23 protein-coding genes and 1 rRNA gene are annotated in these 22,772 nt (G+C 38.3%); 6 read left to right on the top strand and 18 right to left on the bottom strand.

The window, feature by feature from the left end; genetic code table 11:
- Positions 1-131, bottom strand: a 16S ribosomal RNA gene (locus FXW34_RS18645); the annotation flags it as partial.
- Positions 132-508: 377 nt separating this feature from the next.
- Positions 509-1,381, bottom strand: a complete 873-nt coding sequence (locus tag FXW34_RS18650; RefSeq protein WP_147535573.1) for a nucleotidyltransferase-like protein — start codon at positions 1,379-1,381, stop codon at positions 509-511.
- A 150-nt stretch (positions 1,382-1,531) separates the two neighbouring features.
- Here FXW34_RS18650 and FXW34_RS18655 point away from each other — a divergent pair, with 150 nt between their 5' ends.
- On the top strand, positions 1,532-1,885 hold the full coding sequence (locus tag FXW34_RS18655; RefSeq protein WP_187119032.1) for a YgzB family protein: 354 nt from the start codon (positions 1,532-1,534) through the stop codon (positions 1,883-1,885).
- Positions 1,886-1,914: 29 nt separating this feature from the next.
- Here FXW34_RS18655 and perR read toward each other — a convergent pair whose 3' ends face one another.
- From perR to FXW34_RS18690, 7 genes are all read right to left on the bottom strand, one after another.
- Positions 1,915-2,352, bottom strand: a complete 438-nt coding sequence (gene perR, locus FXW34_RS18660) for a peroxide-responsive transcriptional repressor PerR (RefSeq protein ID WP_187119030.1) — start codon at positions 2,350-2,352, stop codon at positions 1,915-1,917.
- Between the two features lie 115 nt (positions 2,353-2,467).
- Complete coding sequence (locus tag FXW34_RS18665) at positions 2,468-3,019, bottom strand: cob(I)yrinic acid a,c-diamide adenosyltransferase (protein ID WP_147535576.1); 552 nt, start codon at positions 3,017-3,019, stop codon at positions 2,468-2,470.
- 269 nt (positions 3,020-3,288) lie between these two features.
- Positions 3,289-3,756 (bottom strand): thioredoxin-dependent thiol peroxidase, encoded by a 468-nt coding sequence (gene bcp, locus FXW34_RS18670; RefSeq protein ID WP_147535577.1) that lies wholly within the window; start codon positions 3,754-3,756, stop codon positions 3,289-3,291.
- 77 nt (positions 3,757-3,833) lie between these two features.
- Positions 3,834-4,235 carry an ion channel gene (locus FXW34_RS18675; protein WP_147535578.1) on the bottom strand — a complete coding sequence of 134 codons (402 nt, stop codon included), beginning with the start codon at positions 4,233-4,235 and terminating at the stop codon, positions 3,834-3,836.
- Positions 4,236-4,314: 79 nt separating this feature from the next.
- Positions 4,315-5,100 carry an ABC transporter permease gene (locus FXW34_RS18680; protein WP_147535579.1) on the bottom strand — a complete coding sequence of 262 codons (786 nt, stop codon included), beginning with the start codon at positions 5,098-5,100 and terminating at the stop codon, positions 4,315-4,317.
- Positions 5,101-5,103: 3 nt separating this feature from the next.
- Positions 5,104-5,895 carry an ABC transporter permease gene (locus FXW34_RS18685; RefSeq protein ID WP_147535580.1) on the bottom strand — a complete coding sequence of 264 codons (792 nt, stop codon included), beginning with the start codon at positions 5,893-5,895 and terminating at the stop codon, positions 5,104-5,106.
- A 14-nt stretch (positions 5,896-5,909) separates the two neighbouring features.
- The gene (locus FXW34_RS18690; RefSeq protein WP_147535581.1) at positions 5,910-6,920 is read right to left on the bottom strand and encodes an ABC transporter ATP-binding protein; all 1,011 of its coding nucleotides are present in this window, start codon (positions 6,918-6,920) and stop codon (positions 5,910-5,912) included.
- A 476-nt stretch (positions 6,921-7,396) separates the two neighbouring features.
- Between FXW34_RS18690 and FXW34_RS18695 the strand changes: the two genes are divergently transcribed.
- The 3 genes from FXW34_RS18695 to FXW34_RS18705 all read left to right on the top strand — a co-directional run bounded on the left by FXW34_RS18695 (position 7,397) and on the right by FXW34_RS18705 (position 14,700).
- Complete coding sequence (locus FXW34_RS18695; RefSeq protein ID WP_147535582.1) at positions 7,397-8,695, top strand: glutamate-1-semialdehyde 2,1-aminomutase; 1,299 nt, start codon at positions 7,397-7,399, stop codon at positions 8,693-8,695.
- A gap of 328 nt (positions 8,696-9,023) precedes the next feature.
- Positions 9,024-13,490, top strand: a complete 4,467-nt coding sequence (locus FXW34_RS18700) for a glutamate synthase-related protein (RefSeq protein ID WP_147535583.1) — start codon at positions 9,024-9,026, stop codon at positions 13,488-13,490.
- Between the two features lie 157 nt (positions 13,491-13,647).
- Positions 13,648-14,700, top strand: a complete 1,053-nt coding sequence (locus FXW34_RS18705; RefSeq protein ID WP_147535584.1) for an FUSC family protein — start codon at positions 13,648-13,650, stop codon at positions 14,698-14,700.
- 30 nt (positions 14,701-14,730) lie between these two features.
- On the opposite strand, the gene FXW34_RS18710 is transcribed toward FXW34_RS18705, so the two are convergent.
- The 7 genes from FXW34_RS18710 to fabL all read right to left on the bottom strand — a co-directional run bounded on the left by FXW34_RS18710 (position 14,731) and on the right by fabL (position 19,569).
- Entirely contained in the window at positions 14,731-15,060 is a 330-nt protein-coding gene (locus FXW34_RS18710; protein ID WP_147535585.1) for a spore coat protein, read from the bottom strand.
- A 20-nt stretch (positions 15,061-15,080) separates the two neighbouring features.
- Positions 15,081-15,347: a ferritin-like domain-containing protein gene (locus FXW34_RS18715; protein WP_147535586.1), complete on the bottom strand. Its 267-nt coding sequence runs from the start codon at positions 15,345-15,347 to the stop codon at positions 15,081-15,083.
- 115 nt (positions 15,348-15,462) lie between these two features.
- Positions 15,463-17,241, bottom strand: a complete 1,779-nt coding sequence (locus FXW34_RS18720) for an ABC transporter ATP-binding protein (protein ID WP_147535587.1) — start codon at positions 17,239-17,241, stop codon at positions 15,463-15,465.
- Between the two features lie 81 nt (positions 17,242-17,322).
- On the bottom strand, positions 17,323-17,853 hold the full coding sequence (gene ntdP, locus FXW34_RS18725) for a nucleoside tri-diphosphate phosphatase (RefSeq protein ID WP_147535588.1): 531 nt from the start codon (positions 17,851-17,853) through the stop codon (positions 17,323-17,325).
- Positions 17,854-18,056: 203 nt separating this feature from the next.
- A complete protein-coding gene (locus FXW34_RS18730) occupies positions 18,057-18,308 on the bottom strand; it encodes a YgaB family protein (protein WP_147535589.1) in 252 nt (83 codons plus the stop codon).
- A gap of 207 nt (positions 18,309-18,515) precedes the next feature.
- Complete coding sequence (locus FXW34_RS18735; RefSeq protein ID WP_147535590.1) at positions 18,516-18,722, bottom strand: gamma-type small acid-soluble spore protein; 207 nt, start codon at positions 18,720-18,722, stop codon at positions 18,516-18,518.
- A 97-nt stretch (positions 18,723-18,819) separates the two neighbouring features.
- Entirely contained in the window at positions 18,820-19,569 is a 750-nt protein-coding gene (gene fabL, locus FXW34_RS18740) for an enoyl-[acyl-carrier-protein] reductase FabL (protein WP_147535591.1), read from the bottom strand.
- A 129-nt stretch (positions 19,570-19,698) separates the two neighbouring features.
- Between fabL and FXW34_RS18745 the strand changes: the two genes are divergently transcribed.
- Positions 19,699-19,878, top strand: coding sequence for a hypothetical protein (locus FXW34_RS18745; RefSeq protein ID WP_147535592.1), 180 nt, complete (start codon positions 19,699-19,701; stop codon positions 19,876-19,878).
- Positions 19,879-19,926: 48 nt separating this feature from the next.
- Here the strand turns inward: FXW34_RS18745 and mutY are convergent, their stop codons facing one another.
- Entirely contained in the window at positions 19,927-21,021 is a 1,095-nt protein-coding gene (gene mutY, locus FXW34_RS18750; protein ID WP_425457451.1) for an A/G-specific adenine glycosylase, read from the bottom strand.
- Between the two features lie 193 nt (positions 21,022-21,214).
- On the opposite strand from mutY, the gene FXW34_RS18755 reads away from it, so the two are divergent.
- Positions 21,215-22,195 carry a metal-dependent hydrolase gene (locus FXW34_RS18755; RefSeq protein ID WP_147535594.1) on the top strand — a complete coding sequence of 327 codons (981 nt, stop codon included), beginning with the start codon at positions 21,215-21,217 and terminating at the stop codon, positions 22,193-22,195.
- 300 nt (positions 22,196-22,495) lie between these two features.
- On the opposite strand, the gene FXW34_RS18760 is transcribed toward FXW34_RS18755, so the two are convergent.
- Positions 22,496-22,765 (bottom strand): YfhJ family protein, encoded by a 270-nt coding sequence (locus FXW34_RS18760; protein WP_147535595.1) that lies wholly within the window; start codon positions 22,763-22,765, stop codon positions 22,496-22,498.
- Between the last annotated feature and the right edge of the window lie 7 nt (positions 22,766-22,772).

The following is a 22,772-nucleotide window of genomic DNA, read 5'->3' on the forward strand; positions in this document are numbered from 1 at the left end:
CAGGTTGCCCACGTGTTACTCACCCGTCCGCCGCTGACTATCGGGAGCAAGCTCCCTCAAGTCCGCTCGACTTGCATGTATTAGGCACGCCGCCAGCGTTCGTCCTGAGCCAGGATCAAACTCTCCAATAAGATGAGACTTCCATCTTTAGATGGTTAGTCGAATCAATCGGGCATTTACGGGCAGTTATCCGAAAGGATATTACTGCGCGTTATACGCGAGAAAGTTGATTTAGCTCATAAAAGTTACGTTGGCTAGTGTTCATGACCGAAGTCAGATACACTAAAATTTGTTTATTGTTGACGTTTGTTTGTTTAGTTTTCAAAGAGCAATTTTTTCGTTATCGCTTGAGGCGACTTTATTAATATATCACATGGTGTTTATGATGTCAACACCGTTTTTCAAAAACCGTCAACCGCGAAGTTTGGTTTAATCCATGTCGTTCGCAGCGACGGTTATAAATATATCAAGTATTAGAAAAAAGGTCAATAGTTTTTCAAAAATAAATTTAATCTTTTTTAATCACACTATAATAACGATGCAATATATCTTTGCCTTTTGTTTCTTTAGTTACGACATTAATGTAATTTTTCTCGATTAAATACTCAAGCATAACGCTTAAATCCACTGAATACGGACTTAAATCCGGATGATTTACCATTTCATCAAATGACCAAAGTTCTTTTTCCTGGAGTGTTTCAATTAAATGCTTGGATCCGATATTAGTCCGAGAATGAACCAGGAACTCTCCGGCTAGGAACAATAATTCCAATCTCTTTTCAATGGATTCCTCACTACTAATAAGCTCCTCGTATAACTTATAAATCTCTGGTTCAATTTGTTTCACTTGATTCCAAACCGTCATATCAGGATGGAAACCATTTTCAATGACCGATAACCTGGCCAGATGATGTAACGAATGAACAATGTGATTATAAGCATCCATATAATGTTTATTTTCAAAAAAAGCTTTCCCATCAAGGTAACGGCGGATTAACTTTGAATACTCAATTCCCATTTTTATTTTTCTACCATAGAATGGAAACTCTCTTAGTTCTAACTTAAGATTGTGTAAATAATCGTTACGATCATAGAGTATCTTGCCAGAAAATATCCATTCAAGGATTTTGCGATTACTTCCCATTAATAGCCATTCGTTTAATTGGTCTTCACGGACTAAATTTAATGCAGCCTTTTTATTCTGGTAACTGTAATGCTTCACATGTAGCGGACGTTCTGACTCATTCACAATAATTAATAATACTGCATCAAATGTATCTGTAATCGGACTTGCTTTTTCTCGTTTTTCGATTAGCAATACACCTAGCGTATTCGCTTGACTTGCCCGTTCTTGGTAAATGGGACGAAGAATGTGTTCCATAATCATTCCTCCAAAAATTTTCAGATAGCGTATATAGTTCGACAATTGAAATTGAAATCCTTCATTACAAGGAACATTTCCTCCATCACATTCATTACCACTTAAATCCATTACGATGATATAATAAGTTGATGCAAGAGGAGGGGACAAATTATGGCAAAATACTCGAGTAAAATTAATAAAATACGATCGTTTGCATTAAGCTTAATTTTCATTGGATTTATCGTAATGTATGGGGGAATTTATTTCAGAACAAAACCAGTAGTGATGTCCGTCTTTATGCTAGTAGGGTTACTATTTATTATCGCTAGTACCGCTGTATATTTTTGGATTGGCATGCTCTCTACGAAGACGGTTCAAGTGGTTTGTCCAAGTTGTGGAAAAACGACAAAGGTACTCGGAAAAGTGGATATGTGTATGTATTGCAACGAGCCATTAACCTTAGATCCAAACTTAGAAGGTAAACAATTCGACGAAAAATATAACAGAAAAACAAAACAATAAAAAAAGAAGGCTACTATTAGCCTTCTTTTTTAATGGGTTTCCTTATTTGAGCAATCAGGACAATTGCCGTATATTTCTAAACGGTGGTGACTGATTTTAAAGCCTGTAACATGTGAAGCTAAATGCTCTACTTCATCTAGTCCAGGATAATGGAAATCAACAATTTTTCCGCAGTTTTCACAAATTACATGGTAATGATGTGTCGTGACAAAATCAAAGCGGCTGGATGCATCCCCGTAAGTAAGTTCTTTGACAAGTCCTACTTCACGAAATACTCGTAAATTGTTGTAAACTGTTGCCACACTCATATTTGGAAACTTTCCTTCTAAAGCTTTGTAAATATCATCAGCCGTAGGGTGTGACATGGAGTTTATTAAATATTCAAGTATCGCATGACGTTGAGGAGTAATACGTACTCCAGTATCTTTTAAAGTATCCAACGCTTCTTTTAACGGATTTTGTGACATCGCCATGCACCTCTTTTCTATAAAGATTTTCAAATTATAATGTTTATAATTAGTGTACTCAATAACAAATACTTTTGTCAATATAACAACTATTAAAATAGAAATTCTTTATAGGTTAATCTTGATGAAGTGTTTTTTCGACTGCACCTAATTGGAAATTAACATATCTAGCTGTTACAAATAACAAATCAGAAAGGCGATTTAAGTATGCTAACACCAACGGATTGACTTCTCCCTCAAGCCCTACTGAACATCGCTCTGCTCTTCTTGCAATTGTTCTAGCACTATGAAATGCTGCGCCAGATGGATGTCCGCCTGGTAACACAAAATTCGTTAAAGCAGGTAAGTTCTTATCCCATTCATCTATTAGCGTTTCCATTTCCTCAATTTCTTTACTTTCAAGCTTCCACTTAACTTCTTTTCCAGCCGGAGTAGCCAATTCAGCTCCCACATGAAATAAAATCGTTTGTATTTTATGATATGCAGCTTCTATCGTTTCTTTTCCTTGGAATTTTTCTCCACTTAAATAACTAAGTGCTAAACCAATCATCGAATTCGCTTCATCACAAGTACCATAAGCTTCAACACGAAGGTCATCCTTGCGCACTCGTTGACCATATACTAAAGAGGTTGTCCCCTTATCCCCTGTTTTTGTATAAATTTTCATGTTTTGTATCCCCTTTCAAACTTACGAATATAGTAGTTCAACTGCTTTGATTTGTTTATTAATCCCTATTTTTTCTCCATTATATCTTTTATTATCATATCATCAGAATATACTGAATTCATTTTTTATGAACTTTTTTGCATAAAAAAAGCGAATCGGCTCGATTCGCTAAAAAAAATTCTGAGGAGGTATGCCCTAATATAATGTATTCACATATAGAAAAAATGAATTGGACAAATGCCTTTTCTAAAAAAAACAGGCTTGTCTTACTATAGATTTTCTTTAATAAATTGGAGTGCTTCTTCGACGTGACCTTTAACTTTTACCTTGCGCCACTCCTTAACAAGATTGCCATTCTTGTCAATAACAAAGGTAGACCGTTCAATCCCCATATATTCTTTGCCAAAATTTTTCTTTAACTTCCAAACCCCATAGCTTTCCGCTGCTTGATGGTCCTCGTCAGCTAGTAGCTGGAAAGGGAGACCATGCTTGGCGATAAATGTTTCGTGTCGTTTTAGTGGGTCAGGACTTACTCCAAGAATGACAGCATTTACTTCCTGAAATTGACCATGATAATCCCGAAAATCACAGGCTTCCGTCGTGCAGCCCGGTGTCATGTCCTTAGGGTAAAAATAAAGCACGACATTACTCCCTATATAGTCCGATAATTTCACTGTTTTTCCCTCTGTTGAAGGGAGTTCAAATTCCGGTGCTTGTTGGCCTACTTCAATAGTCATAATAAATCCTCCTCTATTCAAAATTGCTATGTTTAGCCTAGCAGATTTTTTCCTGAAAATACAATTATCAGGCTTCGTTAATTCCGGTCAAAAACAGCTCTTGCCACAAAAGCTGCTGCAATTGTATGCCCAAGCAACGCTTCGGTAATGGCTAGAAGTCTTCCGATTCCAATCGGTGTAATATCACCATAACCAACTGAAAACAAAGTCATTCCACTAAAATATATGTAGGTTTCCAGTTGAGTAAAAAAGCTAATATGATCGGATTCGCTTGCATCGACAATCAGTAGAAAGCCTTTCATTTCAAGCATCATAAATAACAGACCAAAGCCAATCATGATAGTGGCATATAACATAGCTAGCATAAAAAAGTTTTCTAATGAAACGGGATTTCCTCGTATCGAACGCGGTAAAAATAGTACTCTTAAGCTCATAAAAATACAAAAGACCACACAGATAAATAAAATGTAAAAGGCCATGGAATTCGCTCCCTTATCTTCCTAATAAAGAATACGCTCCATGACCTTCTAGTATGCTAGCCTGTCTAATCTTAACTCTTTAGTTTCCAGCTCCGCGGTACCGTTTAACCCCTTGGTTCCAAACGACAACAGATAATGCGAAGAAAACTATTCCAATGATTGGTGTAATGAACGCATAGGTGTACCATTGGCTTTTCCCCAGAAAAAAGGACGCTGGATATACACCAACAAATGCGAATGGTAGAAGCCAGGTTAATACAAATCTTATTGCTTTATTATAAATATCAACTGGATAACGTCCGTAATTACTAATGTTGTACATCATCGGCATGATTGACGTTTTTGCATCAGCCCAAAAGCTTATGCAAGCAATCAACACGAAAATCCCCGCATACACTAGGACACCACCCGCTACAAAGACAATAAACAAGACCGGATCAAACCAACGAATTTCTAGATTTAACATTGACCCAGCATATAGCATCACTGCCAACCCGGTAATTCCTCCAAATAAAGCCTCCAGCTCCATGCGTTCTAAAATGATTTGAAATAAGCTATGAATCGGTCGAGTTAAAATGCGGTCAAACTCCCCTTTAACGATATAACGCTCATTAAAATCCCAAATATTAAAGAAAGCAGAAAACAGTGCAGTCGGAACGAGAAAAAATCCATAAATGAAGATAATTTCCTCCCTACTCCAGCCAGCCAGCATTTGTGTATGGCCAAATACTACTAAAATAAACACAAAATTCACAGCCTGCTGCAATAAATCGGTGACGATTTCAACAATCAAATTCGAACGATATTCCATTCTCGTCTTTAAATACTGGGCGACATATTGAAAAAAGATTTTTACATAAAACATCTGTCACCCTCCTTGGATAATCAGCTGTTTTTTTGCGAGAATCCATAATACATATATCGGCACAATTAGAATTCCTACCCAAACAGCTTGTGAAATGATAGCCTGTATTGCCTGCTCGTGTGAAAATCCACCAGTAAAAATCATACTTGGATAATAACTAATGCCTTGAAATGGCAAATAATTCATGATTTGTTGGGCCCAGCCTGGAAAAAAGCTTATTGGCAACAGCAGTCCCGAAAATAAATCAATCACAACCCTTTTTGCGCGGATCAGTCCACTGTTATTATATAGAAAGAACGTAGCAATTCCTGTCAGCAGGTTAATTTGCGTATTAATGAAAAAGCTAAAAAGTATTGAGACAAAAAACAATAAAAGGCTAGTTGGCGAGATTGAAAAATCAAGCTGAAAAATAAACGCAACAATCACCATTCCTGGCAGTGAGAAAAAGAATAACCGAAATATCCCTTCTCCTAACCCCTGCATTACCTTCATACCTAAATAACTGTATGGTCGGATTAATTCAACTGCTACTCTGCCTTCCATTATCTCTATTGCCATTTCCCGATCGAGGTTATTAAAGTAAAATGCACGTGCCATCCAGGCAACCGCAATATAAGTAGTCATTTGTGCGACCGTTAATCCTTCAATTTCCGGCTTATCTCCATAAATGCCATTCCATAAGAAATAATAAGCTCCAATATTAATACTATAGATTAGAATACCGGTGTAGTAATTTGTCCGATAAGCTAGCATCATTAGGAAGCGAATTCGGATCATTTCAATATACTTATCCATCCTTCACTCCCCCTTTATGCTGAACCTTTTTCATAAATGTTTCGTACAATTTCTTCAGTGGATAACTCATTGATTTTTAAATCTTTAACCTTATAAGTAGATACGATTTTAGCAATGAGGTTCGAGATGAGTTCATCATTGTCGTTTTCAATGTGTACCGTATAGGTTTGATTGTCTTGATCGACTTCCCAGGTAAGAGGGTAATGACTGGTTAATTTTTGCAAATCGTATAGTTCAACTTGTTGTAAAAATTGAAACTGTACATCCTTACCGTCACCCCATTTTTCTTTTAAGCTAGCAAGCGCACCATCATATATAATTTTTCCATCATCAAGCATAATAACCCGCTCACATAATGCCTCGATATCAGATAAATCATGGGTTGTAAGTAACACAGTCGTATTATACTTTTGGTTGATTTCCTTCAAGAATTCACGAATCTTCAATTTTACGAGAACATCCAGCCCTATTGTTGGCTCATCAAGAAATAATAAAGGCGGATTATGAATCAGTGCTGCAGCAAGCTCACAGCGCATACGTTGCCCTAGCGAAAGCTTTCGAACCGGTTTATCCAATAATGGTTCTAAATCAAGTGTTTTAATAACGTGGTCCATATGCTCGTTATATTGGGCATCAGAAACCTTATAGACCTTTTTTAACAGCCGAAAGGATTCCTGAACTGCAATATCCCACCATAATTGCGATCGCTGACCAAAGACAACGCCGATGGTTTGCACGAATTTTTCACGTTCCTTGTGTGGATTCATTCCGTTGACAATGACACTACCAGAGGTTGGCGTGAGAATACCTGTTAACATTTTAATCGTTGTTGATTTTCCTGCCCCATTTTCACCAATATAACCAACCATTTCACCTTGCTTGATTGAAAAATTAATATCATTTACCGCTGGAACCACTTTATAGTTTCTCGTAAACAAGTCACGGAAAGCTCCCTTTAACCCCGACCTGCTTGAGTATGACTTAAATTCTTTTCTTAAATCGTTTACTACGATTGCATCTTTCATCTTATTCTCCTCCAACAATGTTTACGGCAGCCCTAAATTTATAGTTTAGCGAACGATTAACGTTAACACAACAAACATGATTTGCAATTTGGTATGCATCACTATTTAGCGGACATCTAATCCTTTATATGTGCTAAAAACAGTATTTCCGATGTGAAAGCGGACATTGTATCCTCTATTTACGGGAAAAACCGCTTAATTTTCATGATTTTGACTAAATAAGGTGTCTGTTGTCCGCAAATCTTTCTATTTAAGATTTTTCACCGCAAATAAGGTACTCCATGTCCGCTTAATTATTACAATGTTGGTTCCGTTCCAATCTCCTTAGGAATATTCTGCATCGCTTAGTAATTAATGTTAAAATAATAATGCACATTGGGGTGAATACGGATATGAATACTTAATTATTTACGTTTTTCATCTATTATATATAAACTTTGTCCCGAAAAAGACAGGGGAAATTAGGAGGATATATCATGAAATTTACTAATTCAGAAAGGCTACATAATGAAGCTTTACAGCATATTGTCGGCGGGGTTAACAGTCCTTCACGTTCCTATAAGGCCGTTGGTGGTGGTGCACCAGTAGTAATGGAAAGAGGGCAAGGAGCTTATTTCTTTGACGTGGATGGTAATCAGTATATTGACTATTTGGCAGCATATGGACCGATTATTACAGGGCATGCTCACCCACACATTACTGAGGCAATTAAAAAAGCGGCAGAAACGGGTGTGTTGTTCGGTACCCCTACACCACATGAAGTCAAATTTGCGAAAATGCTGAAGGAAGCAATTCCTTCCCTAGATAAAGTCCGTTTTAACAATTCAGGAACCGAGGCAGTGATGACAACGATTCGTGTGGCTCGTGCCTACACTGGCAGAGATAAAATTATTAAATTTGCTGGCTGTTATCACGGACATTCCGATCTAGTTCTTGTCGCAGCTGGCTCTGGACCATCAACCTTAGGCACACCGGACTCTGCCGGAGTACCTCAAAGCATAGCCCAAGAGGTCATTACAGTTCCCTATAACGATATTGAAGCCTACAAAGAAGCTCTTGATAAATGGGGCGATCAGGTTGCAGCTGTTTTAGTTGAACCAATCGTCGGCAACTTTGGGATTGTCGAACCAAAACCAGGCTTCTTACAAGCTGTTAATGATTTAACTCACGCTAAAGGCGCACTAGTCATTTACGATGAAGTGATTACCGCATTCAGATTTATGTATGGTGGTGCTCAGGATTTACTTGGTGTAAAACCAGACTTAACAGCACTCGGAAAAATCATTGGTGGTGGTCTACCAATCGGTGCCTATGGCGGCCGAGCGGACATTATGGAAAAAGTTGCCCCACTCGGTCCAGCCTATCAAGCTGGTACAATGGCTGGTAACCCTGCTTCAATACTATCTGGAATTGCGTGTCTTGAAGTACTAAACCAAAACGGTGTATACGAATATTTAGATCGATTAGGCGCAATGCTTGAAGAAGGCATTTTAAAAGCTGCAAAAGAACATCAAATCTCAATCAGCATTAACCGGTTAAAAGGTGCTTTAACAGTCTATTTTACTGATGAAGAAAAAATTGAAAATTATCAGCAGGCAGAAAAATCGGACGGTGAAATGTTCGGGAAATTCTTCAAGTTAATGCTACATCAAGGAATTAATCTTGCTCCTTCAAAATACGAAGCGTGGTTCCTGACTATTGCCCATACTGAAGACGATATTGAGGCCACAATCCACGCTGTAAACCAAGCATTTTCAATACTAAATAATGAATAATTATGCATAAAGGCGTACAAACCAGGAGAAACTAAATTCTTCTGGTTTTGTTATTATATCAACAAAAAGCGGTTTTATTTTACCATAATTTCTCATCGTTACCACATTATAAACCTTTTAATCTTATGCAAAGAAAATTGATTTCTGAATATTCCTATGATACTATAAAAATACCATTGTGCTAGTATTGCAACCCGTTTTCAATGCTTGAAATTTAATGTATAAATCAATGAATTTAAGCATTTTTTCATTTATGACAATGATAAATAAAATTATTATGGGAGGTGAAACGGCTTTGTGAGGTATTCCTTTAATAAAGCCGAAAAATATGAATCAAAAATGGAGCCCTTCTCTCTTTACTGATTTTCGAAAGCAAGAGCACGATGCATGCGGAATCGTTGCTAGTCTTGAGAAAAAGAAAATACCTACAAGGGAAAATATCTTTCATTGTATTGATGCCCTTGTCCTAATGAACCATCGTGCAGGCTTTATTAATGGCGAAGGTGATGGAGTTGGAATTCATGTTGATATCCCTCGCGAATTATGGAAGGAGAAATTAGCGAAGGAAGGTGCAGATCCTGCCATTACGGAGCGTGATAACTTTGTTGTTGGACATATTTTTATAACTAAAAATGCTGGTCCAAAGGATATTATCGCATATTTACAAAAAAAGCTATCTAAAGGCGGCTTTGAACTTATCTTCCAATCCGACCAAGTGACTGATTCTAGTGCACTAGGGCCAATCGCCATTCAAGAAAACCCTGTTTTTTGGCAATTCGCCTGCCTTGCCCCTGTTTCTGGAAAGGAATTATCCCAGAAGCTGTTTGAATTAACCGTAGAGTTTGAATTAAATGATGCGGTTCATGTTGCCTCTTTAAGTCAATATATTGCTGTTTATAAAGTAATGGGTGCTGGTGACATACTACCAAAATATTATCACGACCTCGCGAGCCCAATTGTTGCTTCAACCATAACACTCGGGCATAATCGTTATTCTACAAATACCTTATCTAGCTTTTTTAGAGTTCAACCATTTGCTGTACTTGGACATAATGGCGAAATCAATACTATCGCAAAATTACGCGATGAAGCCAGAAAGATACAAGTTCCTTTAGTAAAGGATGGCAGCGATTCACAAGATTTAAGCCGAATCATCGATACATTTATTTGTCGGGACGGCTATTCCTTATTTGAGACGATGGATGTTCTCTTTCCACCAATCATTAATGAAATAAAAGCATTCCCTAAACATTTAAAAGATCTGTATACGTACCTTCGTGAAGCATGGGGGCATTTTGCCCAGGGTCCAGCAGGCATTATTTCTCGATTTGCTGATGAAGCAGTCTTCAGCGTTGACGCACTTGGGCTTCGACCACTCTGGATGCTTGAGACTGAAAAATCATACCTATTTGCATCTGAACCAGGCATCATTCCAACTACTGAATATATGAATGATCCAAAACCTTTAGCTCCAGGTGAAAAGGTAGGTTTCAAATGGAATGGTGACGACCTGAAAGCCTATTATATGCAAGATTATCAAGAGGAAGTTTATCAACGCTTTTCTTCACATCTTAATTTTAAGGATGCCAGGAAACGAATTTTACCGCCTAAGGCTGAAAAAATTGTAACCATCAACTATCCAACTAAAATTACAAATGGTCAATATAAAGCTTTTGGTTGGGAAAGAGACCAAGTACAATTGGTTGAGCAAATGGCTGAAAAAGGCGTTGAACCAATTCGTTCGCTTGGACATGATACACCTCTTGCTAGCTTAAATTTAGAGCGGAGAAATATTCCTGATTTTATCAAAGAAAGTGTTGCAGTTGTTACTAATCCTGCCATTGACCGCGACCGTGAAACGGAGCATTTCTCAACCCGTACAGTTATTGGGAAACGCCCTTCACTATTTTCTAAAGAGGATGTAAGCGTAATCGTCGAACTGACTACACCAATATTAATTGAAGGTAAAGTTGGCTTTGATGCTTCAGGGGATTTAGAACAACCTAGCTTCGATCAATTAGTTAATCTGTTCCAAACGAAGAAATTAGCTTCATATATTCCCACTACTTTCGCAAAAAATGAAACGGTTAAAGATGCGTTAAATCGCTTAACAGAAACAGCAATTGATGCAGCAAAATCTGGTAAGACTTTACTAATATTAGACGACGCGGATGCTCATAAGCAGGATTCATTCTGGCTTGATCCACATCTTGTAACATCAGCTGTTGACCAGGCACTCGTGAAAGCTGGGATGCGTAGGGATTGTTCCATCTTATTACGCTCTGCAGCAATTCGAAACTTACATGATATTATGATCGCGGTTGGATTAGGCGCTGACTTGATTAGCCCTTACTATATGTTCATGACCGTATTGGATGATTCTTTAATAACCGTTAAAAACTTGTATAGCGCCTTAACAAAAGGGATTGAAAAAGTAATCTCGACAATCGGAATCCATGAACTTCGCGGATACGGAAGATTGTTCTCTGCAATTGGATTAAGCGATGAAATAGCTGAAACTCTAAATATTACTAACTTCTTTGGTTCAAAAGAGCTTGCTTATAATTATGAAGCATTAAAGGAAGATTCATTATTACGAGCAATTGATTACCATAATGAGAACGAACGGATTGGGAAATCATTTAATTTATTCCCGAGGATATGGAAATCGATAGGTGAAATGGCTGCAACTGGTAGCTATGAGGCATACCGCGAAAAGATTTCCGAGCAGGAAGCTCAAAACCCTGTTACAATCCGCCATTTAGTGAGCTTTAAAAAGGCGAATCCAATATGTACTCCTGAGGAGGTAACACTACGAGTTGGTGAGCATGATTTGCCATTCGTAATAGCCTCGATGTCATTTGGCTCGCAAAACGAAATTGCCTTTCGTGCCTACGCTGAAGGAGCAAACCGTCTAAATATGGTAAGCCTAAATGGCGAAGGCGGAGAAATTAAGGATATGCTAGGAAAGTATCCAAAAACGCGCGGTCAACAAGTTGCATCAGGGAGATTCGGTGTTAACGCTGAATTATTAAACTCATCTAATTTGCTTGAAATTAAAATAGGGCAAGGGGCAAAACCAGGAGAAGGCGGACACTTACCTGGTTCAAAGGTTACCGCAAAAATTGCTGAAGCTAGAAATGCGACTATCGGTTCAGATTTAATCTCACCATCCAACAATCATGATATTTACTCAATTGAAGATTTAGCGCAAATGATTCATGAATTAAAAACTGCCAATGATAAAGCAAAGGTTGCTGTTAAAGTACCAATTGTCCCTAACATCGGAACTATTGCAGTCGGAATCGCCAAAGCAGGGGCAGACATTATTACATTAAGTGGTTTTGACGGCGGGACAGGAGCAGCCAGAATCCACGCAATTCAACACGTTGGTTTACCTGTTGAAATTGGTGTAAAAGCAGCACATAACGCACTTTTAGAGGCTGGATTACGACATCATGTTGAGATATGGGCTGATGGCGGAATCAAGAGTGCCCAAGATGTCCTTAAAGTCATGTTGCTTGGCGCAAATCGAATTGGGTTTGGAACCTTATCGATGATTGCAATCGGATGTACAACATGTCGAGGCTGTCATCTAGATACTTGTCACGTTGGAATTGCAACACAAATAGATTCTGAAGCACAGGCAAAAGCCCACGGATTACGTCGTTTTGTTCCTAGACAATCTGAATTGGCAGTTCAAAGCATCGTCAATCTCTTTACCGCTTTTGGAACAGAATTAAAACGCTTAGCAGCAGCAATTGGAATTAAAAACCTTCAGGATGCAGTTGGTCGTTCCGACTTGCTCGAACAGACGCGTGGAACCGATCAATTAGATTTAACCTATTTGCTAAAAGCATTAGATATTAGCCCATTAAGTGCAAAAGAAGCGGTTCAATCATTTGAATCTTCGCAGTTACAGGTTGCCGTCGGAGCAGAATATTTGGACTCGGTTGTAGCTGATCTGCATCATTCCCGTGAATTTAAGTCCGTCGGTTCAGAGCAGCGTGTCCTTGGTAGTCGAGTATCTTGCCATCGTGTTCGCGGACGCTTAGATGGCTCTTATCATGATTTACCACCTGTTAACTTAAAATATAAAGGATCAATTCCAGGAAACGGTCTAGGTGCCTATAACTGTGATGGAATCAATATTGAAATCAGCGGTGGAGCACAAGACGGAATTGGAAAAACCTCCTTTGGTGGAAAAATCCAAGTCTTTAAAGCGCAAGGTAAGGATGGAAAATTTTACAATGGCTCTGTCGGAAAAGGCTTTGGTTATGGTGCGCAAAAAGGATTGCTTGTTGCTCAAGGTGATGCTGATGCTCGCGCTGGAATTCGCTTATCAGGCGCAGATATCATCATCGGCGGTCAACTAAAGCATCCAATTCCTGAAAATGAGGCTGGTAATATTGGTACAAACGCAAATATTAAAGGATTTGCTTTTGAATATATGACCAATGGAAGAGGTCTTGTCCTTGGCGATCCTGGTCCGTGGATTTGTGCAGGTATGACAGGTGGTGTCGTCTACCTTCGTCATCAGCCGGAAATGGGCTTAACTAAAGATGCGATTGGACGCCGAATTGCCAAAGGTGCAAAAGTGTCAGTTACTCCACTTTCAGAGAAAGGAAAAGCTGACATTAATGAGTTATTAGGGTCATATGTAGAAGCCCTTAAAGCGCAAGGTCAAACCGAAGAAGCCGACAACTTAGCAACGTTATTAGTCGATGTAGAGAACCATTTTATTCAAGTAATTCCTGTCAAAGAACAAGCTGACCCATCAGTTTCTACTGAATGATTAAATAATTATGCAAAAATAAAAACCAAAATCGCCTGCAAACAAAAGCAGGCGATTTTTTTTCATAAATTGTCCCTTGAACTTGTTAACTAATCGTTGTATGATACATAATTGGTTTGGTCTTTACGAAATACATGTGATTAGAAAGGAACCTATTATGAAGCTAGGAGCCCGCATTTTTAAAACGGGAATTGCTATTATCCTTGCACTTTTACTATCAGAATTATTAAAATTGCCTTCACCAGTTTTCGCTGGAATTGCTGCAATATTTGCCATCCAGCCAACAATCTACCGCTCTTATTTATCAATCATTGAACAAATTCAAGGAAACTTAATTGGAGCCATCATCGCTGTTTCATTTGTATTATTGTTTGGAAATGACGTTATCATTATTGGCCTGGCAGCCATCATTGTAATCACTATAAATTTAAAACTAAACATCGAAAATACAATTGGCCTTTCCTTGGTTACTTTAATCGCTATAATGGAAACGCCTGGTGATGAATTTATTCAATTTGGCTTGATTCGTTTTTCAACGATTATGCTTGGCGTCCTCTCAGCATTTATTGTAAATTTAGTATTTATTCCACCGAAGTATGAAAATAAACTTTTCGATAAAATAACTGAAGTAACGGAAGAAATCATTCGTTGGATTCGCTACAGTATTCGTCACGCCTCAGAGCATCGGCTTTTGAAGCATGATATTTCTAAAATTAAAGATTCAATTATCAAGGTCGATCAGTTATTTTTGATGTACATGGAAGAACGGAATTACTTTAAAAAAATAACCTTGGTAAAATCACGCAAGCTCGTCATCTACCGTCAAATGGTTGCTACAACAAAACGTGCATTAGAGGTTCTTAAACGCCTACATCGCTATGAGAATGAGCTTCAGCAAATGCCGACCGAGTTTCAAAAAGCAGTTCAAGCTCAGCTCGATTGTTTAATCAACCATCATGAACAAATGCTCTTATTGTTTATTGGAAAAATCAAACCTAATGCCGCTCTTGATAATCACGAGCATTGTATGAGTAAACAGGAGTTATTCGATTTATTTTTGGCACAACAAAAGGATTTTGACGATCCCCAATCGCCAATTTTGTTCCATTCAATGCAGGTGATTTCTTCAATTATTGAATACCGTGAGCAAATTGAGCATCTCGAAACACTAATAACCAGCTTTCAAGCATTTCATAAGAATGATCATTAATGAAAAAAGTGGCTAAGATAGCCACTTTTTTTAATATGGAAATTGAGAAGAATAGCCGTTAAATTGCTGATAAGCCTGGTCAATTTTTTGTTGTTCCTCAGCCTCCAGCTTATACCAACCTTTTTGGAACATTAAATTAAATAAATCTCGAGAACATTGATGAGTTTCCGTTAATATTTGAAGGAAATCTGCATGCAACTGAGTATGACTCGCTTCCCGAACTGCACTGTTTAAGCTATCCGTAATATATTTACACGTACTTAATCCATCATTTACAAAATCCCGATCGTTCATTTCAGGACCTTTAACTTGTGGCAATTGACCAGTTTGTTGATTTGCGATTTGATTTTGGTTTTGCATAACATGAATCCCCCACTCTTTTATTGAAGTTGTTGTCCCCCAGGCATGTTAGCTAAAGCACTTTGATTATTAACTTGTAAGTGGGACAGAAGTTTTTGATAATGCTGTTGGTGCGTTTGCCCAACCTTTTCTAATGCTTGTTGAATTTCTTGATCTTGGACCTGGCCCGCTAAGTAATGAAACTTCTTAAACGCAAGTAATTCCCAAGATAATGCATCCTTAATGTAAGAAAGATCCTTCGTTGTAATTGCTTCAGGAGGCGTTTGCATTATTGATTGTGATTGCATATGTTGTTGACCCCTTTCAAGAATAACTCGTAACATTCTTTAGAGTTATCTTGGACTGAATGAAATATGTTGGTGAAAAATTGGGATTTTGTATCAAAAAAAAACCAAACTGGCTCTATACGCCAGTTTGGGCTTCATTTTTTTCTTTTGGCTCCAGTTGTTGAACTTGAAATAATCGATAGTATCCGCCCTTTTTCTGCATTAATTCTTCATGTCTGCCAATTTCAACAATTTCACCATGTTCAATTAAGACAATACGGTCAGCATGCGTTATTGTAGATAAACGGTGTGCCACCACGAAGGTCGTCCTTTCTTTTGCAAGCTTGTCGAGTGCTTCCTGGATGAGGTGCTCACTTTCTAAATCTAATGCGGAAGTCGCTTCATCGAGGACAAGTATTGGTGGGTTTTTCAAAAAGACCCTCGCAATCGCAATCCGCTGCTTTTGACCACCAGATAGCTTTACGCCTCTTTCGCCAACCTTTGTATGATAGCCCTCGGGAAGATTCATGATAAATTGATGTGCATTAGCTGCTTTTGCAGCCTCAATTACCTCTCTCTCAGTCGCTGTGGGTTTACCTAACAGGATATTCGTCATGACGGATTCACTAAATAGGATATTATCCTGGAGCACCATGCCGATTTTATCCCGAAGCGAACGAACTTTTAACGTTGTAGTATCTACTCCATCGAGAAGAATTCTTCCGTTCGTGACATCGTAAAATCGAGGGATCAAGCTAACTAAAGAGCTTTTTCCGCCACCGCTCATTCCGACAAAGGCAATGGTTTCTCCCTTTTTCACATCTAGTGAGATGTTCCTAAGAACTGGCTCTTCACCTTCATTATAAGCAAATGAAACATTCTCAAAGACGATGTTACCTTTAACATTTTTACACTCAATCGCATTCTCAGAATCCTGGATATCATACTTTTCATCCATAAACTCAAACACCCGGTCCATTGATGCAATTGCTTGAGTTATCGTTGTCGATGAATTAACTAATCTCCTTAATGGACTATAAAGCTTTTCGATGTATGAAATAAATGCAACCATTGATCCTAAGCTTAAATTACCTTGAATGACTAAATAGGCGGAATAACCAATTACGATTAATGGCGCTACATCTGTAATTGTATTTACCACGGCGAACGATTTGGCGTTCCAGCGTGTATGGTCAATGGCTTTCGTTAAAAAATTACGATTTTGCCGATCGAATTGGGTTTGTTCAAAATCCTCAATCGCAAAACTTTTAATAACAGGCATACCTTGAACTCGCTCATGTAAATAGCTTTGCACCTCTGCTAATGCTTGGGAGCGAACCTTTGTTAATTTTCTTAAGTTGCCGAAAAAATAACGAACAGAAAAACCATAAAATGGGAATAAAATCAATGAGACCAAGGTTAATGAAGGGTCCATCGAAAACATAATGATGATGGCAATAACAATCGTTGCAACATCAAGCCATATGTTCATTAATCCAGAAATAACGAAAGTTTTCGTCTGCTCTACATCATTAATAACTCTAGAGATAATTTCTCCTGATCTCGTATTTGCATAGTATTTGAAGCTCAGCTTTTGGATATGATTGAACAGACGGTCCCGGATATCATACAATATCCTGCTAGCTGTCCACTGCGCAAAATATTGCCGATAATATTCAATCGGCGGACGTAACACCACAAATACAAGAATCATCAATCCCATTAACACAAAAAGCTTATCAATTTTTTCCTGATTGGAAAGAAATTCGCTCCCAATAATATCATCTAAAACGTATTTTAGTATCAACGGGATAATAAGGGGAATCGCAAATTTTAAAATTCCAATTAAAACTGTACCCATTATTTGAAATTTATAAGGCTTTACGAATTGTAAGTATCGAAATATGCTGCCCAATAGTTCCTTCTCCTCCTAAAAAGAAAACCTGTTGAATATCTCAACAGGCATTTCGTGCATACCACTTTATCTATTTTAACATTATCGTCTGTAAGTTAAATACCTTTCATACCAAATATCAATAAAATCTGGGGCAAACGGTCCTTTACGTTGTCGTATCCATTGGATAAGCTGATCGACATTTCTTTTTAAAATTTGATCAATAATATCTGGATACTTCATTTCCTTACGATGACGTTCATACTCGTCTTCATCAAGTAAATTAAAGGTCATATCTGGAAATACTTTAATATCCAAGTCATAATCAATATATTTTAATGCTTCGTTATCGAAAATAAACGGCGAGCTAATGTTGCAATAGTAATAAATACCATCCTCCCGTAGCATTCCAATTACATTAAACCAATATTGAGAATGGAAATACACAATGGCTGGTTCGCGAGTAATCCATGTTCTTCCATCCGACTCGGTCACCATTGTTCGATCATTACCACCAATAACAAGATTTTGCGTCCCTTTCAAAATCGTTGTTTGTTCCCAGACGCGATGGATGTGCCCATTGTGTTTATAGCTATGAATTTGTACTGTTTCACCTTCGATGGGAACGCCCAATAATCTCCCCTACTTTCATCCCGGACGCTTTGTAACCTACGCATAATATAAATTAAATAAATTATTAATAAAAATAAAAAAGGCACAAAGAACTATTCCTATTTTCTACTATTATAACGGTAAAACACAGAATTTAAAACAAAGAGCCATTGAAAATGGGATCAATGGCTAAATTTTCGTTACTTTTTATTGAAAATGGCAAATTAACAAATAGGATTGAGTTCCTGATAGGTACGAATAACATCCTCAGTTTGCTGCTCAAAAATTTCATGTATTTCACGTAATTCTTGTTTTTTGCGGATGATTTCGGATTGTACTAACGCCAATTTCGTTGCATCTTCAAGCTTTAGCAATTCTTGTTCGATTTTTTGTGATGATTCCAATTCTGTTTGGATTTCCAACAATTTGTCCATTGTTTTCATTTGCGCAGAAATTAAACGGTTAAAGTCGTTCATTTCCTCCACCGTCCTCAAGTATTTTCGTAGTATATATGTATTCGTTAAATGTACTTAAATACCTTTGACTAGTTATGTTGAGTTAACTGTTGTTTTGTCGAAACTAACGATAAGTTAAAGATTGTTAGTCATGGACTTTTGAGGACGTCAAAAAAGACACCTTCACGATGAAGAGTGCCTTTTTTAGTCATTCGCCTTAAGCTGTAATTAGCTTTGGCCGAATTGACCAGAGTTTTGAGATTTTCTTGATTGAGACTGTTGGTTTTGACGTCTCACCTCTGCAGCGTTTGTTTCGCTAGCAAATTCAGTACCGAATTGCCCAGCGCCACCTTGTGCAGATTGAGCGTTTTGTTGTCTCACTTGCTGAACATTAGTTCCAGCAGATGTTTTGTTTGGCTGATTGTTGTTTGCCATTTGTATCACCTCCACGCTAATTAATATAACCAGCAGCGGAGGAACAAGTCGTGCCATATATTTCCAAATTTTCAAGCTGATTTATCCAATCGGATAATTATAAAAGCAATGAAATACCACCATCGACGATGATGACTTGTCCGCGAATCATGTCTGTCTCACCTGATAGCAAGAACATTACCGTGTTAACCATATCTTCAATTTCGACCATTTTTCCAGCTGGAGTTTTGCGCGTCGCTTCGGAAATCATTTCTTCACGATTTGGGAAGTGCTTTAATGCATCCGTATCGATTGCTCCACCGGAAACAGCGTTTACGATGATATTTTTTGGAGAAAGTTCAACTGCCAAATATCTTGTCAATGCTTCAACAGCTGCTTTGGATACACCGACCGCCGTATAATTATCGAGTGCACGAATCGAACCTAATGAACTGATGCTAACTATTCTGCCTCCACCGTTTTTCTCCATAAGCTTAGCAGCTTCTTGAGCACAGAAAAGTAAGGCTTTACTGTTGATATTCAAAGTCCAATCCCAATGAGACTCTTCTAGCTCCATTAATGGGCGTTGTACCCCTGAAGCAGCATTGCTAACAAATACATCTAAACGACCAAATTCTTGATCAATTTGCTCAAACATTGCTTTAATTTTGTCTACATCCCCAACATTAGCACGGAGGACTAATGCTTTTCGTCCAAGAGCCTCTATTTCGGCAGCAACTTCAAGTGCAGCCGTTTTACTTCTAGCATAGTTAACAACAATGTCATAGCCTTCTTTGGCAAGCCGCAGTGCTGTTGCCCGGCCAATTCCCCTACTACTGCCAGTTACAAGTGCTACCTTTTGTGTCATTTGTCTTTTTCCTCATTTCTATCTAGTTCTAATACTTGGTACTATATTTATTTTAGCTTTTCCTTGTATAGATGACAATGATAAGAACAAACTAAATCGAAAATCGATATTTTTGAAAGGAGTAAATATATGTCAATAACCAGAGATATGACTGAATTACAAATGATTTCCAAAACTGAGTGGAATGATCACGAGTTGGCCTATTATCATAAATCGCTTCAGCAGGTTGTACCATTCTTAAATGTAGAAGGCCAATCTATCCACGCTCAAATAGTAAAAGAAATTGAACGCCGCAGAACACAAAACTAAATCAACGCTTTAAAGCAGTGGGGGACAGTCCCCCACTGCTTTAACGCGTTAGTGTTTTAGGTATTTTTTGAGCATTTTTTGATGCGAGACTGGGAATGCGTGGTTTTCTAGTTGGTCAAGGGTCACGAGCTTCAGCGTAGTAGATTCGGCTACATCTTCAAGAATTTGACCTTGATAAACATGAATATTCCATTCTAAATGGGTAAACACATGGTCAATTTGGCCAATATGTTCATCTAATGTAACAACCGTTTCATATTGCTCAAGCATAAATTTCTGAAAGTGCTGTTTATGATTTGAAAAAGATAAGTGAGTTTCGACATTAGGAAATTCCCATAAATCAGCTAACAGACCTTTGCTTGGTCGCTTATGAATCAACAGCCTTCCGTCTTTGTCAGATAATACCGCAGCGATAAGTGATACAAGTCGTTGTTTCTTCTTTTTCGTTTTTACAGGAAGCTCTCCCTGTACTCCCTCAGCAAATGCCTGACAATGTTCGCGAACAGGACATAATAAACAAGATGGTGAGGTCGGGGTACAGATTAAAGCGCCAAGCTCCATTAACGCTTGGTTAAAGAACGATGGATTTTCATGGGAAATTAGTTCTCGCACAGCATATTCAAAGATTTTTCTTGATGAAGGTTTTGCGATATCATCCCAAATAAGCAGAATTCGTGATAATACCCGCATAACATTCCCGTCAACTGCAGGTTCTGGAAGCCCATAAGCAATACTTAAAATCGCTCCTGCAGTATACGGACCAACACCTTTTAATGCCGATATATCTTTTGGCGTATTAGGTACTTGACCACCATAATGTTCATGAACTTCCTTCACAGCACTGTGGAGGTTACGAACTCTTGAATAATACCCTAAGCCCTCCCATGCCTTTAATACTTTTTCCTCATCAGCATTTGCAAGAGCTTCAATGCTTGGGAACTGCTCAATAAAAGAATTAAAGTAGGGAATGACCGTATCTACCCTTGTTTGCTGCAGCATAATTTCAGACACCCAGATCCGATATGGGTCCTGATTTTCTCGCCATGGTAAACGTCTCTGTTCCATAGCAAACCAATGAATCAAATCATGCTGGAATGCTTCAATAGAAAATTGCTCCAAAATTTTTAAATTGTGGTTATTCACTTTTTCCTCCATAAGTAATAAGTTGATTTAAGTTGCATACCCTATAAAATATCTATAAGGCGTATGATGATTATTGTTTTACAAAAGTCTAAATATTCAAAGCTTTCATACTGTAAAAAACAGCTAATTACTGTTACACTATTCTTGAAAGCTACCTAATTGTCTAAACGAGTATATGAGGAGGTTTTTCCTTTTGGATACAGGTACACATGTTGTAATGGGACTTGCTTTGGGCGGATTAGCAACAATGGATCCAGTAGTCGCCGGCAGTGCCGCAACAACAACGAGTGTTCTAATTGCAACCTTAATTGGATCGCAAGCACCTGATATTGATACTGTTTTAAAGCTTAAGAACAACGCAGTTTATATACGCAATCATCGTGGGATTACACACTCTATTCCCGCAGTACTATTATGGCCGATTGCGATTTCATTTGTCATCTACCTTTTTTCACCAGAAACTAATTTGCTGCATTTATGGCTTTGGACTTTTTTAGCCGTATTTTTGCACGTATTTGTTGATATTTTTAATGCTTATGGAACCCAAGCTTTGAGGCCGTTTTCTTCAAAATGGCTAGCACTGGGTGTTATCAATACATTTGATCCATTTATATTTGGCATACATGTAGTCGGTTTATTATTTTGGGCTTTTGGAACCAATCCCGGCTATACATTCCTTACCATTTATGGAATTTTAGTTGTATATTATATCCTTCGCTTCATCGCCCAAAGACGTGTTTATCATGAGGTACGACGTCTTATACCAGATGCTACCGAAATCATCATTGCTCCAACAATGAGATACAGTCAATGGCGATTAGCGATAATGAATAAACACCAGTTCTTTGTTGGGAGAGCTCACAATAATGAAGTCAACATACTAGATCAATTTAACCGGGTTCCAGTTCCGGATTCACCGATACTAGAAGCAGCTAAAAAGGATAAGAATCTATCAGCGTTTTTGTCCTTCTCGCCAGTTTATCGCTGGGAGCTTGATGAGTATGATGATTATTACGAAGTCCGTTTTATTGATTTGCGTTATCGCAGTAATGATCATTATCCATTTGTAGCTGTAGTTCAGTTGGACCTGCAGCTTGAGATTATCAAATCCTACACTGGCTGGATTTTCAGTGAAGAAAAGCTTCGAAGAAAACTCGATTTGCTTCCAGGATAGCACGTAAAGCGGAAGCGGCTTGCCCAGGGGCGACAGGCATAAGGCGAGCCGGCTAGAAGGTCGTCCTTTAACCTTCTGGACGGATTGACTTATGACCCCGAGCCCCTAGCCGCTGTAGCTAGACAGTACGAAAAGCGGAAGCGGCTTGCCCAGGGGCGACAGGCATAAGGCGAGCCGGCTAGAAGGTCGTCCTTTGACCTTCTGGACGGATTGACTTATGACCCCGAGCCCCTAGCCGCTGTAGCTGGACATTGTTCTAGAAAAAATATGAAAGCGATGCTGACAAGGCATCGCTTTTTTTTAATGAAGAATTTTTGGTTTTTGATTTAGAAAATCCTTATATTTCGGATTCTTAGCTACAAATTCATGTAATTTAGTACCATAAAGATCAATCCATTGCCGCACAATTCGCTCCGTTGTTTCACTGCCCATATACTCTTTACCCGCTTTTGCATAAGTCGTTTCAAAATCATCCCATAATAGCTCAACCCAAGTAATTGCCTGATCGTAGGATAATTGATTATTTTTCTCCAGTAAAAGATTGGCCAACCGCTGATGGTAATCATTCATCTCCCAT

Source organism: Bacillus marasmi, from assembly GCF_902168435.1.
GTDB lineage: Bacteria > Bacillota > Bacilli > Bacillales > Cytobacillaceae > Bacillus_BU > Bacillus_BU marasmi.